We start from the raw sequence: 15,238 nt of genomic DNA, 5'->3' as shown, positions 1-15,238 counted from the left end.
GTCAAAGCCCCGGCATCGCCGGGGCTTTTTCGTTATGGTCTTGTCCGCGACCAAAGCTCGACTTCAGCGTCGTACGCAGCGGCGAGCGAGCTTCGATCACTCACATAACGTTGGTGATCGCCTGCCCCCGCATCGCGACACGCGCTGGGCTTCGCCGCGTTGGCTTCTGCCGGCGGCGCCATTGTATCCGGACCAAAGCTACGGCTACTGTGGGCCCAAGCTCTCCTGACCGTGGCGATTGATGCCGCGGATCACGGCGGAAGCGGACCGACGGGGAGGAATGCATGCGCAGATTTCTGCTTGTGGCAGGCCTGTTTGCCCTCGCCGTCGGGCTGCTCTGGATCGGACAGGGCACGGGTACGGTTCCCTGGCCGCGATCGAGCTTCATGGTCAACCAGCTGCATTGGGCCGGCTATGGCGCCGCCATGGCCGGCTTCGGGCTGGTGCTGATCTGGCAGAGTAACCGATAGAAGAAACCAGGGAATACAAGCATGACATCCAGCCGGTTCGAGCTCCGCGGCAAAGTCGCGGTCGTAACAGGAGGCAATGGCGGCATCGGGCTCGGCATGGCGCGCGGCCTTGCCGATGCCGGCGCCGACATCGCGGTGGTCGGACGCAACGAAGCCAAGTCCAAAGCAGCCGTCGAAGATCTCAGGCAGCGCGGCGTGAAGGCGATCGCGGTTGCAACCGATGTCACCGACAGGGCCGCGATCGAAGCCATGATCGCGCGTGTAGTGAAGGATCTCGGTCGCATCGACATCCTCATCAACAATGCCGGCATGAGCATCCGCAAGCCGCCGCACGAGCTCGAGCTCGACGAGTGGAACAAGGTGATCGACACCAACCTCACCAGCGCCTTCCTGTGCTCGAAGCTCGCCTATCCGGCCTTGAAGGCGTCAGGCAACGGCAAGGTGATCAACATCGGCTCGATGATGTCGATCTTCGGTGCGAGCTTCGCCACCGCCTATGCGGCGAGCAAGGGCGGCATCGTGCAGTACACGCGTGCCTGCGCCAATGCCTGGGCGCCCGACAACATCCAGGTCAATGCGATCCTGCCGGGCTGGATCGATACCGACCTCACCCGCGGCGCGCGGCAGCAGGTGTCGGGATTGCACGAGCGGGTGCTGGCGCGCACGCCCGCGGGGCGCTGGGGCGACATCGACGACTTCGCCGGCATCGCCGTGTTCCTGGCATCGCCCGCGTCGAACTTCGTCACCGGCACCGCGATCCCCGTCGATGGCGGCTTCTCGGTGATGGCCTGAGGCCGGGCCTGTCGGCCATTCAACAACGCAAAAAGAAGCCCCGGACAAATCCGGGGCTTTTGAATTTAGGCAGTGCTTTTTTTAATCGTTGGTCGCGTTGCGTCGTCGACGTGCTCAGTAACGGCCAATGACAGGTGCGTCGAACTTGTAGCTCGCGCGCACGACGGCCCACTGGATGTCGCGCGGCTTGGCATCGAAGGTGTAATTCCCCGAGGTGCCGCCGAGCTGATAGGTCTGGCTGCCGAAGGCCGCGTAGTTGTATTCGAGGCCGACGATCCAATTGCGGGTGACGCCGTATTCCCAGCCGGCGCCGACAGTCCAGCCGTTGGCCCAGTGGGTCTGTCCGCCCGAGCCCGACACACCGACGGTGTCGCTGACCGACAGACGGTTGTTCGCGCCGGCATAGCCGCCCTTGACGTAGAAGAGGTTGTTCTGCACGGCGAAGCCGGCGCGGCCGACCACGGTCGCGAGCACGTTGGTGCGCCAAGAGAACACGTCGTCGCCCGCACCGAACGCGGTGTTGGTGAACGAGCCCTTGTTGTCGAGGCCGGAGATCGTGCCCTCCATGCCGAACACGTAGTTGTTGGCCTGCCAGTTGTAGCCGATCTGGGCGCCGCCCATGATGCCTGCGCTGCGCTGACGATAGCCCTCGCCCGGGACGAGATCGCCGAACGGCGCACCGGTCCCGTTGTTGATGAACTGCTGGTTGGTCCAGGCGCCACCGATGTGACCGCCGACATAGAAGCCGGTCCAGTTGAACAGCGGCTCCACATAGGCGGGCGCCTTCGTGTAGCGCGCGCCGAGATCGGCGGCGGAGGCCACGCCCGTCGTAACCAGAGCGGTCGTGCAGGCGAAGGCGGCAATCAATTTGTTACGCATGGTACAACCCCGTGTCCTTTGATGGACGCACGGTCACAGACGGGTGTTACTAAAATTCGAATCAACAGAGTTAACGCGGCGCATGGGCACCTGCTGTCCGCAGATCCGTCGGCGCTGTTGCTCGCCCGCAACGCCGCACGCGCGATTTAATGCGACATTATCCCTACCGAATTCCTGCGCTACGATGCCGCTCTCGAATGCACGTGCTCGGGCCGCACGCCGAGCGCAAGCAGGCGCGCCGGAATGCCCTGCAGCCATGGCAGCGCGGTGAGGAGGCGCACGATCAGTGGCACTTTGAGCGGCCGGTCACCGCCTTGCAAGGCGCCGCTGATGATCCTGTTCTGCACGATCACCTGCATGCGCTGCGTCATCCTCACCGGGAATTCGCGGCGACGGCGCACAGCGTCGAGATCATTCTCGGACGGGCAGCCGTGCTGCATCTTGTCCGCCAGCAGATTGGCGGTCGCGACTGCGTCCTGCACGGCAAGATTGACGCCGACGCCGCCGACCGGAGACATCGCATGCGCGGCATCGCCGATGCAAAGCAGGCCCGGCCGCGTCCAGCGCGTCAGGCGGTTGATCGCGACGGTCAGCAGCTTGACGTCGTCAAAGCTCTTCACGTCGGCGATGCCTGCCTTCAGGATCGGCGCCATGCGCACGACGTCGTCGAGCAGCGCCTGCAGTCCCCTCGCCTTCACCGCCTCATGCTGTCCCTTGGCGATGACATAGGCGCACTGCCAATAGTCGCCGCGATCGAAGGTGATCATCATCTTGCCCGGCTCGACTCGCGCGAACACGCTTTCCGTCTCGTCGGCCTTGCGGCCGGCGCGGAACCACAGCACGTCCATCGGCGCGCCGATCTCCTCGACGCCAAGGCCGGCACGCTCGCGCACCGTCGAATGCCGGCCGTCGCAGGCGATGGTGAGATCGGCTTCGATGTCGACGATGCCATCAGGCGTCTTCGCCCGCACGCCGGCGATCGTCTCGCCGCGGCGGATCAAATCGATCGCCTCGGTGCTCATCATCACCTCGAGCGAGGCAAAGCGCCGGCCGGCCTCGCGCACAAAATTCAAGAAATCCCATTGCGGCATGAAGGCGATAAAGGGGTATTTGGTGTGGAGCCGGCGGAGATCGGCGATGCGCACCGGCGTACCGCCGAACAGACCGTCCATCTTCTGCAGGCGCTGGTGCGGCAGCTTCAGGAAGCCGTCGATCAGGCCGAGCTCGTCCATGACCTCGAGCGTCGAGGGATGCACGGTGTCGCCGCGGAAGTCGCGGAAGAAATCCGCATGCTTCTCCAGCACCACGACCTCTATGCCGGCCCGCCCCAGGAGATAGCCGAGCATCATGCCGGCCGGCCCGCCGCCGACGATGCAGCAACGGACTCTTTTCGTCCGGTTCGGTTGTTGGTCGGACGTCATTGCAGCCGCGATCCACGATGTGAGTATCGATCAAGATATGCCGGACGATTGTAACGCCGGTTCAGGTCGATCGCAGCCTCAATCTGGACGGGTCTCGGCAAGGACGGCTGGCAGCTTCGGATCACGCCGGCCCTCGCGGCCCCGGAATAAACCGCGGGCCCCGTTGTTATGGGGAATACGACCCAAACGGCATCAGCGGGAACGTTCAACGTGGCATGGTTGCTTGCAGGCGTGGCAGCCTGGCTGGCCATCAACATCGCGCTCGTCTATCTGCGCACGCGGCGAAGCAGCAATGCGGAAGAGAGCGAGCCGAAGGTCTAGCTTTGCCTGCGGCGACGGCCGCGCCCGGCTCAGCCTTTCTCGTCAGAGCAGCCGGTTGCCACTTGCGAGGCAACGAGAAAGGCCCGCGCTGCGCGGGCCTTTCATGCAACAGAGCCAGATTATTTCTGATCTTCATTGCTGGTCCCGGAGCCCGGAGTGCCGATCGGCAATCCGTTCGGCGCGTGACCAACACCAGCGTTCCGCTCAGCTTGCGCCGCTGTCGGCGACGTGCCGTTCGCAGTCGGCGACTGAACGTTCGGATTGTTCTGACCTCTGTTGGTGTTGACGTTGGCCCCGGTGGTGGTGCCGTGCGTCCCCATTCCTGAAGGAGCCGACGGCCCTGAATTGGCGCTGCTCGATGACGTGCCTACTCCGGCACCCGAGCTGGCCGCGGATCCCGCGCCGGCGCCGCCGGTCCCCGTACCGGCAGCGGCACCCGCGCTGGCGCCGCCCGCACCACCGCTGCCCGCACCACCGCCGCCTCCCCCGCCTCCCTGGGCAAGAGCGGCCGTCGAAAGTGCAGCGCATGCGAAGGCTACGAGGATGGACTTGCGGATCATGGATCGTCTCCCTGGTTTGGTGGAGACAATCCAGGTGACCAAGGAGTTGTTCCTTCGCCTGCGGCGAACAGGCGCCCGCTACCTCAAGGCTTCGACTTCCGTTCCCATGGGCGCTTGCCGTCGGCGTCGCGGTCCCAGGGACGCGTCATCGGAGCTACCTTTTCATCCTCGGCGGCCTTCGCACGATCCGCTTGGACGCGTTCCCGGTCGGTCAGTGGCGGCGTGGGGATTGGAGCCGTTTGCGCCAGAACCGGAAGCGTCGTGAGGAGCGCGACGAGGATGAATTTTGTCATCCCCGGCTCTAACACTTCCACCGTTGACTTGTCCGATTTAAGTTCGTCCATCCCGTCACGCCCGCCCGATCAACACGCCCTCAATTGTTGCTGCGGTTCGCGCTGCGGAAACTCTTGATCTCCGAGACGCTGCCGTCGCGATAGGTCAGCTCCACGGAGACGGACTGCGTGCTCGGTGCGAGCTTCATGTAGAGCGGCATGCCCGCAGTGATCGCACTGGGGTCGCGCATGTCGCAAGCGGGCATCTTCAGCACCTGGTTGGGCACGGCAGTGTCGATGCCGATGCGCACCTCGCGAATGGCGCAGCGATAGGACACGAGGTGCGTGTAGTAGACGAGCAGCCCGTTGAATTCGCGGAACGACAGCCAGCTCGTCGCCGTCATGTCGAGGATCTTGCGCTGGTCCCGGATCAGCGCGGCCTCGGGATCGAACCGGATCGGGAACGGCCCCTGCATGTCGCCGGACTGATCGACATAGCGGACCTCGATGGTGCCGGCCGCAGCATCCGGGGGCAATTCGATCGACGGGTTCGGCATCCGCTTGCGCGTGCGCGGATCGAGCGTGTCGATGAAGCCGGTCTCGCGGAAATCGCCCTTGCCGGCCATGCGCCAGGAAATGCCGAGCGTCGGGTCGGCGAAGGAGAACACCACGCTCCAGCCGCCATTGTGCCGCGAGAAGCTCGCGATCGGCGCGTTGATGGTTTCCTCCTTCGGCATCTGCGGCACCGATACCGGCGGCAGCGCCGCGAGCTTCTGCGGCGGCGGATCGGCCGGCCGCGCGACCGCATCCTTCGTCATGCCGCTGAGGAAGACGTCGTCGACCATCTGGTCGAAATAGACCGGCACCTGCCTGTGCTTGACGGTATCTGCCATCTCGCTGACGGCACGGCGGGTGCGCTGCGCCACCTGCACGAGGTTCTCGCCGGGCTGAAGCAGCTCCTTGGCGAAGGTGCGCGTAAACACCGAATTGGGATTGGCGTCGTCGTTGGAGAGGCGGTCCAGCGCGGTCTGGCGGGGACCGGCCGAGAACACCGAGAACACGCCTTCGGGCAGCTGCACCATCGGGGCAAGCCCGCCGCCACCGGCGACTGCGCGGGTGCCCTTGCGCTCGAACGGGTTGTTGCGGCAGGCGTCGAACACGAGGATCGAGGTCCGCGCCTTCTTGTTCTGGAGGCGCTCGACGATGCGGTCGGCCAGGATCGAGGCGTCGCGCACCAGCTCTTCCTGGCCTTCGGTCGCCGCCGGCACGTCGGTCGGCAGCAGGTAATTCTGGCCCGCGATCTCGAAACCGTGGCCGGCGTAGAAGAAGAACGCGGTGTCGCCTGGCTCGATCGCCTTGTCGAAGGCGAGCAGTGTCTCGGAGAATTGCTGTCGGCTCTGGTTCTCGGCGATCATCACCGAGAAGCCGAGCTGCTTCAGCGTATCGCCCATGGTGCGGGCGTCGTTGACCGCCTTGAGCAGCTTCGGGACGTTCCTGTAGTCGTTGTTGCCGACGACGAGCGCGACACGCTTCTCGGCATAGGCGGGGGCTGCGAAGCCGCTCAGGGCCGCCGCCAGGCCAAGGGCCGCCAGAATTCTGAAAAGCCGACGCGTCATCACAAAATTCCCGTTGCAGAACGGCCCCTGGCCGCTTCCCTCGAACAGCAGTTCATTGGACCCCCTGCCGCTGTGTGATAGTCGGCCCAGACGTAACGGTGGTTCAAGGAACCTGGGCCCCGGTTCCATGATCTGGCTATGGCAGATTCCCGTGGAATCTGCTCTTTCTAGGACAATTGCGCTGCAAGCGGGGGCTGCCGTGTATCGCTGGTGTACCGACGAGGTCGAGCCGCACGATCGCTTCGACTATTGGCGCGAGGTGCGCTCCAAGGGATTGTTCGGTGTCACTGCCGAACTCGCGCGCGAACGGCGCGCGGACTTCTTCGGCGAATTCTCGCTGCGCCAGCTTGGCGGCGCCGGCCTCGTCGAGCTGAAGGCCTCGCAATATGCGGTCGAGCGCAGCACCTCCGATATCGCCTACGCACCCGGCGACAGCATCTGCGTCTACCAGCAGCTCGGCAGCGGCGGCTGGTTCGGCGGCATGCGCGGAAACGACTTCGCGATCGCCCCGGGCAGTTTCGCCACCAGCCATACCGACCTGCCCTACCGCACCGCGCCGCTCGGCGCCGGCGGATTCCACCTGCGGATCCTCAAGATTCCGGTCAGCAGCATCCCGGCGCAGGACAAGCGCATGCGCGAGCTTTCGCCCCGGACGTTCGGCGACCCCACCCTGACGCCCCTGCTCGGGGCCTGCTTTGCCGAGCTCGGCGAAGCCTCCGCAGATCAGGCCACCGATGCGACCTCGCTGGTCCAGGCCTTGGCCCATCTGGCGCTGATCGAGCGCGGCATCGTCAGGCCCGGCAGCCGGCGCGGACAGGCCGCGCTGCGGACCGCCCGCCTCTCGCGCGCCCGGCGCCTGATCGGCGGCCACCTGCAAAACCCCGATCTGGCGCCGACAATGGTGGCCGACGAGCTCGGCGTGTCCGTGCGCCACCTGCACATGCTGTTCGAGACCGCGGCGAAAAGCTTCTCGCAGACCGTGACGGACGAACGCCTGAAACAGAGCCGCCGCCTGATGCGTGAGGCGCCCGAGCGGCTGATCGCCGACATCGCGACCTCTTGCGGCTTCGAGAGCCTGGCGACCTATTACCGGGTCTTCAATGCCGCCTATGGCATGGCCCCCGGTGACTTCCGGGCGCAGGGCCCGGATGGGCGCTAGGCGCCGTTTTGGCGGCTCCGGCCCAGGCGCGGGGCTGGGCGGAAAAACCCCAGTCGCACCCGCTATTTGGTAAAAACCTCAGGTTTTTTAGGACCTTCCCGCGCCCGCTCCATTGACTTTGGCCGATTCCCGCCTATGTTCCGGGGCGACGCGGCTCAGATCGAAGACCGATTCCTGAGCCTGGCGCTTTGTTCGCGTGAGTCAGCACCCCCAGCTTCTTTGAGAGCGCGCCGTTTCGGGGTGGAACGCGACAGCCTTATTACCCTCGATTCCGAACGGCGGTTTCGACCAGAGGCTCAATGTCCTTTTCAGATCTCGGACTGTCCGAAAAAGTCCTCGCCGCAGTGGCGGCCACCGGTTACACCACCCCCACCCCCATTCAGGAACAGGCGATCCCCCACGTCCTCGCACGCAAGGATGTGCTCGGCATCGCCCAGACCGGCACCGGCAAGACCGCGGCCTTCGTGCTGCCGATGCTCACCATCCTCGAAAAGGGTCGGGCTCGGGCGCGCATGCCGCGCACGCTGATCCTCGAGCCGACCCGCGAGCTCGCGGCCCAGGTCAAGGAAAACTTCGACCGCTACGGCGCCGGCCAGAAACTCAACGTCGCGCTTCTGATCGGCGGCGTCTCCTTCGGCGACCAGGATGCCAAGCTGACGCGCGGCGTCGACGTGCTGATTGCCACCCCCGGCCGCCTGCTCGACCATACCGAGCGCGGCGGTCTGCTCCTCACCGGCGTCGAGCTGCTCGTCATCGACGAAGCCGACCGCATGCTGGACATGGGCTTCATCCCCGACATCGAACGCGTCTGCAAGCTCGTCCCGTTCACGCGACAGACCCTGTTCTTCACCGCGACCATGCCGCCGGAAATCCGGCGCATCACCGAGACCTTCCTGCACAATCCGCAGAAGGTCGAAGTGTCCAAGCCTGCGACCACTGCCGTGACCGTCACGCAGTGTCAGGTCCCTGCCGGGCGCGAAGCGCATGAGAAGCGCGAATTGCTGCGACGCCTGCTGCGCGAAGCCAAGGACCTCCAGAACGCGATCATCTTCTGCAATCGCAAGCGCGAGGTCGCGATCGTTCACAAGTCGCTGCAGAAGCACGGCTTCAGCGTCGGCGCGCTGCACGGCGACATGGACCAGTCGGCCCGCACGGCGGCGCTCGAACAGTTCCGCAAGGGCGAGCTGCCGCTCCTGGTCGCCTCCGACGTCGCCGCCCGCGGTCTCGACATTCCCGAGGTCAGCCACGTCTTCAATTTCGACGTCCCCCACCATCCTGACGACTATGTTCATCGCGTCGGCCGCACCGGCCGGGCCGGTCGCACCGGCACCGCGATCTCACTCGTGACGCCACTCGACCAGAAGTCGATGGTGGCAATCGAGAAGCTGATCGGCCAGAGCATTCCTCGCGCCGAAGGCGATTTTGAAATCCACTCCGAAGCCTCCGATGGGACCGATCGTCCGCGCGAGTCGCGTGGCCGCGAACGTTCACGCGGCGGACGCGGCAAGCCGCAGCGCGGCGAGCGGCGTGAGCGCAGCCACGAGCCGCGCGAGGCGCGTGGCGAGGCACGGCCTTCAGCCGAAACACGGTCCGCCCCCGAAGCAAGGCCCGCACGCGAGGCAAAGCCTCCGCGTGAAGCCAGGCAATCATCCGAGCCACGTCAGGGCGCGCGCCAGCAGGCCAATCCGACGCATGTGCCGTCGATCGGCCGTCCCGAACCTCGCCGCCAGCGCGAAGCCGACAGCGAGCCGGGCGATCACTCGCATCTGCCGGCGTTTCTGCTGCGGCCGGTCCGCTCCCCCGCCGGAGCCTGAGGCGCGAGACGCCCCAGGTTTCGGTTGAGCAAAGCCGCCGCACAATTTTTTAGATGCATTCGTGAACGTATATTTACGGGGCGTTCACGAACGTCCGTTAGCCTACGAACATAATTTAAGCATTGCTGCGGTCGACGGCGCACCGACCGCTGTGGGGTATGTTCCGTGGTCAAGGTTCTCGACGAACACGAACGCACGATGGCGTTCGCCGAGGTAGCGCTCGGGCAGATCCGATCGCTGCGGCAGACGGCAATTCCCCGCAACTATGAGATTTGGTACGTCTACGCCACCGGCTACAACGCGCCGCTCAACAAGATCGTCAACGAGACGCTGGCGCGCAGCGGCAAGCTGACTGAAGCCGATCTCGAGCAGATCTACGAGACCTATCTCTCCCACATCAAGACCACCGACCGCATCGACAAGGTCGGCGCGCGCGTCATCGGCGAGATCGACGACGTGATGAAGGTCTTGAGCGATGCACTCGGCATGACCGGCTCCTACGATGCCAGCCTGTCGGGCGCCACCGAGAAACTGGCTTCGGCCAAGAGCCGCGAGCAGATCAAGTCGATCGTCGAGACGCTGCTGCGGTCGACCAGCGAGATGCGCGAGACCAACAAGACGCTGGAAGACCGGCTGACGCTGTCGAAGAACGAGATCAGCAATCTCCAGCAGAGCCTGGAGGCGATCCGCGCCGAGAGCCTGACCGATCCGCTCACGGGCCTTGGCAACCGCAAATATTTCGACCGCATGATCGGCATGGCGGTGCAGAGCGCCCTCGCCTCGGGCGAGCCGCTGTCGCTGCTGCTGTTCGACATCGATCACTTCAAGTCGTTCAACGATTCCTACGGCCATCTCACCGGCGACCAGGTGCTGCGGCTCGTCGGCCTGTCGCTGAAGCAGACCATCAAGGGCCAGGACATCACGGCGCGCTATGGCGGCGAGGAATTCGCGGTCGTGCTGCCCAACACAGCGCTGCGTCAGGCCCTCACGGTGGCCGACCACATCCGCCGCGCGGTGATGGCAAAGGAATTGAAGAAGAAGTCCACCGGCGAGATCCTCGGCCGCGTCACCATCTCCGTCGGCGTCTCCATGCTCAAGCAGGGCGACGACACCGACGCGCTGATCGAGCGTGCGGATGCCTGCCTCTATGCCGCCAAGCGCAACGGCCGCAACCGCGTGATCTGCGAAGCCGATCCGGAATACGCCGTCGAGACCCACAGCCGCGTGGCGTGACGCGATCGCAGCATGCCGAACGGCTGCGCTTGACATTCCAACCTGACGACCAACATCCTCTGCGCCGCCAGACCGCGCGCATCGAGGACTTCGTCGTGCCCAATCCCCATGATTTTCATACGCCGCAACCGTCCTACACCAGGGACGAGCTGCTGAAATCGAGCGACGGCGGATATTTCGGGCCGGGCAATGCGCAACTGCCGGCCCCGCCGATGCTGATGATGGACCGCATCACGGAAATCAGCCTGGACGGCGGCGAATTCGGCAAGGGCCATATCGTCGGCGAGCTCGATATCGTGCCGGACCACTGGTTCTTCGATTGTCACTATCGAGGTGATGCGATGATGCCGGGGAGCCTGGGTCTGGATGCGATGTGGCAGATGGTCGGCTACTGGCTCGGCTGGTCGGGCTCACCCGGCAAGGGCCGCGCCATCGGCGTCGGCGAGGTGGAGGTCACCGGAGTGGTCACGCCGGAGACGCGACGCGTGCGCTACGAGGTCGCCATGCGGATGGTCCGCCGCGGCAAGCTGGTGCTTGGCATCGCCGACGGCCGTGTGCTTGCCGACGGCGTCTGCGTCTTCACCGCCAAGGACATGAGGGTTGGCCTGACCAAAGCCGTGGATTGAAGCTCTCGTAGGGTGGCAAAGGCGCGTAAGCGCCGTGCCCACCATCTCTCGACAACCAGCAGCCTAACCGTGGGCACGCTTCGCTTTGCCCACCCTACGCACGGTTTTCTTGGCCGCCTTCTTGGCAACGAGTTTCTTCGGCGCGACCTTCTTCGCCGGCTTGTTCGCCTTCTTCGCTTTCGGCCGCGTCCTCACCTTGGCGCGCTGGGCGGCAGCGAGCGCCGCCCTCGCCCATTGTGCGAGCTCGGCGGAATCGTCGAACAGGCGCGCCGGCAGCTCCCAGTAGGAGTTGACCACCACGGTCTTGGCCCGGGTCGAATACTGGAACGGCTTAGAGCCTTCGGCTTCAAAGTCCGGGATCGTCACCTCGTCGGCGCGCAAGAACAGGCCGGCACGCAACGACAGCGCGAAGTTGATGCCGTCGGCGGAGATGCCGTAGCCGGAGAACATTTTTCGGATGGCGACGGGGCCGAAATCGGCGAACAGGTCGGTCAGGAATTCGCGGTCCATGCCAAGCTATCTCCCCATCGTCGTCCCGGCGAACGCCGGGATCCCAGCGCGAGCGCTTCGCGCTCGTCGCGATAACCACAGGGAGCAGTTTAGCGAAGACTGGAAGCGACGCCACGCGGTACGGATATCTTCTACTATCGAAAGATCACGCGGTATCGGTCCCGGCGTTCGCCGGGACGACGGCGCGAGCCGGGCTTACCCGTCGATCTTGGCCGGCCGCAGCTCAACCGACTCGCCGCAGCCGCAGGCGGAGATCTGGTTCGGATTGTTGAAGACGAACTGGGCCTGCATCTTGTCGGCCTTGTAGTCCATCTCGGTGCCGAGCAGGAACAGCACGGCCTTGGGGTCGACCAGGATCTTGACGCCCTTGTCCTCGACGACCTCGTCGGTCGGGCGGACATCATGGGCGTATTCGACCGTGTAGGACTGGCCGGCGCAACCACCGTTCTTCACGCCGACGCGCAGGCCGACGATCTCGGAATCGGCGCGCTGGGTCAGCTCGGTGATGCGCTGGGCAGCAGCGTCCGTCAGCCGCATCACCTGCGGGCGGGGCCGCCGGGGCTTTGGTGTCGAAACTGGTGTTGCCTGGGTCATGTTATGTATCTGGTCCGTTGCGGAGCGAATTCAATGCGAGCAGAGACCGTCACCACATGTTGAGCACGAGGCGCGCCTCGTCGCTCATGCGTTCGGGCGTCCACGGCGGCTCCCAGACGACCTTGACGTCGACCACGCCGACGCCGGGGACGCTGGCAACCGCGTTCTCGACCATGGTCGGCAGCTCGCCGGCGGCCGGGCAGTTCGGCGTCGTCAGCGTCATCTGGACGTCGACGGAGCGATCGTCCTTGATTTCGACCTTGTAGATCAGGCCGAGCTCGTAGATGTCGGCCGGGATTTCCGGGTCGAACACGGTCTTCAGCCCGGCGATGATCTCCGTGGTCAGCCGCTCGGTCTCCTCCGGCGGCAGCGCCGAATGGGTCTCCATCGGACTAGCTTTGATTTCGGCCGTGTCACTCATGCGAACAAATCCCGCGCCTTCAAGAGCGCCTGTGCCAGATGATCGACTTCTTCCCGCGTATTATACATGCCGAACGAGGCCCGGCAGGTGGCCGTTACATTGAACCGCTCTAAAAGCGGCATGACGCAATGGGTGCCGGCGCGCACCGCGATGCCCTGGCGGTCGATCACGGTAGCGACATCATGGGCGTGCGCGCCCTTCAGCTCGAAGGAGATCACCGGACCCTTGCCGCGTGCCGTGCCGATCAGCCGCAGCGAATTGATCTCGCGGAGCCGATCCTGGGCATAGGTGGTGAGATCGTGCTCGTGCGCGGCGATACGCTCCTTGCCGATCGAATTGACGTAGTCGATGGCCGCGCCAAGGCCGACGGCTTCGACGATCGCGGGCGTGCCCGCCTCGAATTTGTGCGGGGGATCGCCATAGGTGACGACATCGCGCGAGACCTCGCGGATCATCTCGCCGCCGCCGTTGAAGGGACGCATCGCGACGAGGTGGTCGTACTTGGCCCAGAGGATACCGATGCCGGTCGGCCCATAAACCTTGTGGCCGGTGAAGACGTAGAAATCGCAGCCGATGTCCTGGACGTCGACGGGCAGATGCACCGCGCCCTGGCTGCCATCGACCAGCACGGGAATGCCGCGCGCGTGGGCGATCTTCACGACCTCCTTGACCGGCACGATGGTGCCGAGCGCGTTCGACATCTGCGTGATCGCGACCAGCTTGGTCTTGGCCGTCAGCAGCTTCTCGAACTCGTCGATCAGGAAATTGCCCTCGTCGTCCACCGGCGCCCATTTGATCACGGCACCCTGGCGCTCCCGCAGGAAGTGCCAAGGCACGATGTTGGAGTGGTGCTCCATGATCGAGATGACGATCTCGTCGCCCTCTTTGATGTTCGGCCCGCCCCAGGACGAGGCGACCAGGTTGATCGCCTCCGTCGCGTTGCGGGTGAAGATCACTTCTTCCGTACGGGGCGCGTTGATGAACTGGGCCACCTTGGTGCGGCCACCCTCATAGGCTTCGGTCGCGGCGTTGGCGAGGTAATGCAGGCCACGATGCACGTTGGCGTATTCGCTCGTATAGGCCTGCGTCATGCGATCGAGCACGGAGCTCGGCTTCTGCGCAGAGGCGGCGTTGTCGAGATAGACCAGCTTCTTGCCGTAGACCTGCATGGCGAGCGCCGGAAAATCCTGGCGCACGCGCGCGACGTCATAGGCACCGTTCTTGACTGCAGGATGCGTGCTCATTGGCGCCGCTCCAGCCAGCGCTCGGCGATGCCGATCACGTGCTCGCGCAAGCCGTCATCGGCGATCTGCTCGATCGCCTCGCCCACGAACGCCTGGATCAGCAGCGCCTGGGCCTGCTTCTCGGGCAGGCCGCGAGCCTTCAGATAGAACAAGAGGCTGTCGTCGAGCGCGCCGGCGGTGGCGCCGTGACCGCAGGAGACGTCGTCAGCGAAAATCTCGAGCTCGGGCTTGTTGTCGGCCTCGGCTTCATCCGAGAGCAGCAGCGCGCGCGTCATCATCTTGCCATCGGTCTTCTGCGCATCGGGACGGACGATGATGCGGCCCTGGAACACCGAATGAGCGCGGTCGTCGATCACGGCGCGGAAGATCTCGCGGCTGACGCAGTTCGGCACGGCGTGGTCGACCACCAGCGTGGTGTCGCCATGCTCGGTCTTCTGCAACAGGTTGACGCCGTTGGCCGAGAGCTCGCTGCCCTCGCCCGCCAGCGTGATGAAGCCCTGGAGGCGGCTGACCGCGGCACCGGTCGTCATGTTGAAGAAGTTGAGCTTCACGTTGGCGCCGACGGTGACGAAGTGCGACGAGACATTCAGCGCGTCAGGCGCATCGTCCATCAGGCGGATATGGGCCACGTCGGAATCGTCGCCGACCGTCACCAACACAGCGTCATGGACCTGGTAAGTCTTGGCGCCAGCCGCGACAAAACTCTCGATGATGGTGACGCGCGCGCCCTTCCCGACCGCGACCTGCGAACGGGTGAAGGCCGACGCCGACGCGGCCGTCGCAATGTGGATGATCTGGATCGGAGCGGACAGCTGCGCGCCGTCGGCAATCGACAGCACCACGCCATCGGTCGCCATGGCAGCGTTCAGCGCGATCACGGCATCGGTGGACGCGGTCTTCAGCAGACCGGCATCCTTCTCCAGCGTCTCCCGCAGCGTGCTGAAGCCCGCCTCGGCGGCCAGCGCCTTCACGTCGGAGAGATCGGCTGCGAACATGCCGTCGACCAGCACCAGCTTGCGGGCGCCCGCGATCGCATGCACCTTCACAGCGTCCGCGGCGCGCTTCAGCGCGGCCGCATCGGGGCTGGCCGCAAGCGGCAGCACCTCGCCGACCAGCGCGCGCAGGTCGGTGTATTTCCATTCCTCGATCCGGCGGTGCGGAAGGCCGAGACGCTCATAGGTCTCGAACGCCTCGCGTCGCACGGCGGTGACCGCGGTCGAACCCGGCAGCCGGCCCTCGGCGCTGGTGAAGAGATCGCTCACCGCGCGGCCCTTTCCGGTCTTTGCCACAGCAACGTTCATCGCAA

15 protein-coding genes are annotated in these 15,238 nt (G+C 65.0%); 6 read left to right on the top strand and 9 right to left on the bottom strand.

Annotated elements, in window-relative coordinates; genetic code table 11:
* The first annotated feature begins 284 nt into the window (after positions 1–284).
* A complete protein-coding gene (locus tag AABA84_RS14790; protein WP_212244342.1) occupies positions 285–470 on the top strand; it encodes a hypothetical protein in 186 nt (61 codons plus the stop codon).
* Positions 471–491: 21 nt separating this feature from the next.
* A complete protein-coding gene (locus tag AABA84_RS14785; protein WP_338312398.1) occupies positions 492–1,262 on the top strand; it encodes an SDR family NAD(P)-dependent oxidoreductase in 771 nt (256 codons plus the stop codon).
* A gap of 114 nt (positions 1,263–1,376) precedes the next feature.
* Here AABA84_RS14785 and AABA84_RS14780 read toward each other — a convergent pair whose 3' ends face one another.
* From AABA84_RS14780 to AABA84_RS14765, 4 genes are all read right to left on the bottom strand, one after another.
* Positions 1,377–2,141, bottom strand: coding sequence for an outer membrane protein (locus AABA84_RS14780; RefSeq protein WP_212244345.1), 765 nt, complete (start codon positions 2,139–2,141; stop codon positions 1,377–1,379).
* Positions 2,142–2,320: 179 nt separating this feature from the next.
* Positions 2,321–3,562 (bottom strand): FAD-dependent oxidoreductase, encoded by a 1,242-nt coding sequence (locus AABA84_RS14775; protein WP_338312397.1) that lies wholly within the window; start codon positions 3,560–3,562, stop codon positions 2,321–2,323.
* Between the two features lie 964 nt (positions 3,563–4,526).
* Positions 4,527–4,787 (bottom strand): hypothetical protein, encoded by a 261-nt coding sequence (locus tag AABA84_RS14770; protein ID WP_338312396.1) that lies wholly within the window; start codon positions 4,785–4,787, stop codon positions 4,527–4,529.
* Between the two features lie 29 nt (positions 4,788–4,816).
* Positions 4,817–6,331 (bottom strand): caspase family protein, encoded by a 1,515-nt coding sequence (locus AABA84_RS14765; RefSeq protein ID WP_338312395.1) that lies wholly within the window; start codon positions 6,329–6,331, stop codon positions 4,817–4,819.
* Positions 6,332–6,530: 199 nt separating this feature from the next.
* Here AABA84_RS14765 and AABA84_RS14760 point away from each other — a divergent pair, with 199 nt between their 5' ends.
* The 4 genes from AABA84_RS14760 (at position 6,531) to fabA (ending at position 11,163) form a co-directional block, all read left to right on the top strand.
* Positions 6,531–7,490, top strand: coding sequence for a helix-turn-helix domain-containing protein (locus tag AABA84_RS14760; RefSeq protein ID WP_338312544.1), 960 nt, complete (start codon positions 6,531–6,533; stop codon positions 7,488–7,490).
* 299 nt (positions 7,491–7,789) lie between these two features.
* Entirely contained in the window at positions 7,790–9,304 is a 1,515-nt protein-coding gene (locus AABA84_RS14755) for a DEAD/DEAH box helicase (RefSeq protein WP_212244349.1), read from the top strand.
* 165 nt (positions 9,305–9,469) lie between these two features.
* The gene (locus AABA84_RS14750; protein ID WP_338309343.1) at positions 9,470–10,537 is read left to right on the top strand and encodes a GGDEF domain-containing protein; all 1,068 of its coding nucleotides are present in this window, start codon (positions 9,470–9,472) and stop codon (positions 10,535–10,537) included.
* 95 nt (positions 10,538–10,632) lie between these two features.
* Entirely contained in the window at positions 10,633–11,163 is a 531-nt protein-coding gene (gene fabA / locus AABA84_RS14745) for a bifunctional 3-hydroxydecanoyl-ACP dehydratase/trans-2-decenoyl-ACP isomerase (RefSeq protein WP_338309348.1), read from the top strand.
* A 63-nt stretch (positions 11,164–11,226) separates the two neighbouring features.
* Here fabA and AABA84_RS14740 read toward each other — a convergent pair whose 3' ends face one another.
* The 5 genes from AABA84_RS14740 to sufD form a co-directional block, all read right to left on the bottom strand.
* Positions 11,227–11,673 (bottom strand): TfoX/Sxy family protein, encoded by a 447-nt coding sequence (locus AABA84_RS14740; protein ID WP_338312394.1) that lies wholly within the window; start codon positions 11,671–11,673, stop codon positions 11,227–11,229.
* A gap of 195 nt (positions 11,674–11,868) precedes the next feature.
* On the bottom strand, positions 11,869–12,267 hold the full coding sequence (locus AABA84_RS14735) for a HesB/IscA family protein (RefSeq protein ID WP_212244355.1): 399 nt from the start codon (positions 12,265–12,267) through the stop codon (positions 11,869–11,871).
* A 49-nt stretch (positions 12,268–12,316) separates the two neighbouring features.
* On the bottom strand, positions 12,317–12,688 hold the full coding sequence (locus tag AABA84_RS14730; RefSeq protein WP_338312393.1) for an SUF system Fe-S cluster assembly protein: 372 nt from the start codon (positions 12,686–12,688) through the stop codon (positions 12,317–12,319).
* The gene (locus AABA84_RS14725) at positions 12,685–13,932 is read right to left on the bottom strand and encodes a cysteine desulfurase (RefSeq protein ID WP_338306745.1); all 1,248 of its coding nucleotides are present in this window, start codon (positions 13,930–13,932) and stop codon (positions 12,685–12,687) included. The genes AABA84_RS14730 and AABA84_RS14725 overlap by 4 nt, the downstream gene beginning before the upstream one ends.
* On the bottom strand, positions 13,929–15,233 hold the full coding sequence (sufD, locus tag AABA84_RS14720) for a Fe-S cluster assembly protein SufD (protein WP_212244358.1): 1,305 nt from the start codon (positions 15,231–15,233) through the stop codon (positions 13,929–13,931). The genes AABA84_RS14725 and sufD overlap by 4 nt, the downstream gene beginning before the upstream one ends.
* Positions 15,234–15,238: the final 5 nt, after the last annotated feature.

The sequence above is a fragment of the Bradyrhizobium sp. TM239 genome (assembly GCF_036247985.1).
GTDB classification, from domain to species: Bacteria; Pseudomonadota; Alphaproteobacteria; order Rhizobiales; family Xanthobacteraceae; genus Bradyrhizobium; species Bradyrhizobium ottawaense.
This window is presented reverse-complemented; position numbering and strand designations above follow the sequence as displayed.

What these genes read in the sequence shown, in the direction of transcription:
- AABA84_RS14765 (WP_338312395.1), bottom strand. Translation starts at nt 6,331, where the DNA reads ATGACGCGTCGGCTTTTCAGAATTCTGGCGGCCCTTGGCCTGGCGGCG.
- AABA84_RS14775 (WP_338312397.1), bottom strand. Translation starts at nt 3,562, where the DNA reads ATGACGTCCGACCAACAACCGAACCGGACGAAAAGAGTCCGTTGCTGC.
- AABA84_RS14785 (WP_338312398.1), top strand. Translation starts at nt 492, where the DNA reads ATGACATCCAGCCGGTTCGAGCTCCGCGGCAAAGTCGCGGTCGTAACA.
- AABA84_RS14730 (WP_338312393.1), bottom strand. Translation starts at nt 12,688, where the DNA reads ATGAGTGACACGGCCGAAATCAAAGCTAGTCCGATGGAGACCCATTCG.
- AABA84_RS14740 (WP_338312394.1), bottom strand. Translation starts at nt 11,673, where the DNA reads ATGGACCGCGAATTCCTGACCGACCTGTTCGCCGATTTCGGCCCCGTC.
- sufD (WP_212244358.1), bottom strand. Translation starts at nt 15,233, where the DNA reads ATGAACGTTGCTGTGGCAAAGACCGGAAAGGGCCGCGCGGTGAGCGAT.
- AABA84_RS14770 (WP_338312396.1), bottom strand. Translation starts at nt 4,787, where the DNA reads ATGGACGAACTTAAATCGGACAAGTCAACGGTGGAAGTGTTAGAGCCG.
- AABA84_RS14735 (WP_212244355.1), bottom strand. Translation starts at nt 12,267, where the DNA reads ATGACCCAGGCAACACCAGTTTCGACACCAAAGCCCCGGCGGCCCCGC.
- AABA84_RS14790 (WP_212244342.1), top strand. Translation starts at nt 285, where the DNA reads ATGCGCAGATTTCTGCTTGTGGCAGGCCTGTTTGCCCTCGCCGTCGGG.
- AABA84_RS14755 (WP_212244349.1), top strand. Translation starts at nt 7,790, where the DNA reads ATGTCCTTTTCAGATCTCGGACTGTCCGAAAAAGTCCTCGCCGCAGTG.
- AABA84_RS14725 (WP_338306745.1), bottom strand. Translation starts at nt 13,932, where the DNA reads ATGAGCACGCATCCTGCAGTCAAGAACGGTGCCTATGACGTCGCGCGC.
- AABA84_RS14780 (WP_212244345.1), bottom strand. Translation starts at nt 2,141, where the DNA reads ATGCGTAACAAATTGATTGCCGCCTTCGCCTGCACGACCGCTCTGGTT.